Raw genomic sequence first — 364 nt, 5'->3', positions numbered from 1 at the left:
AGCGCGGCGAGCGCCGCCGCCGATTCGATCACGACGTGCGGCGCGACCGGCACGCCCGACGCCTCGATGAACCGCTTCTCCGCGATGCGATCCTGCGCGACCGCGACGCAGCGGCCGGCCGGTGCGACGAACGTCGTGCGCGCGAGGAAATCGAGACTCGCGGCCGGCACGTTCTCGAACTCCGTCGATACGGCGTCGCACAGGTCCGCCAGTTCGGCGAGTGCGGCTTCGTCGTCGTACGCCGCGCGCAGGTGGCGATCGGCGACCGCGCCGGCGGGGCTCGTCGGATCGGGATCGAGCACGGCGACGCGATAGCCCATCGACTGGGCGGCAAAGCAGAACATGCGGCCGAGCTGGCCGCCGC

The 364-nt window shown here is 72.5% G+C and carries 1 pseudogene; it reads right to left on the bottom strand.

What is annotated here, in order from left to right:
* Positions 1 to 364, bottom strand: a pseudogene (locus tag A9Z05_RS37570) (5-(carboxyamino)imidazole ribonucleotide synthase); the annotation flags it as partial.

The organism is Burkholderia sp. A2, from assembly GCF_001729305.1.
GTDB lineage: Bacteria > Pseudomonadota > Gammaproteobacteria > Burkholderiales > Burkholderiaceae > Burkholderia > Burkholderia sola.
Note: the sequence above shows the minus strand (reverse complement) of the source record. Positions and strands in the feature narration are given on the sequence as shown.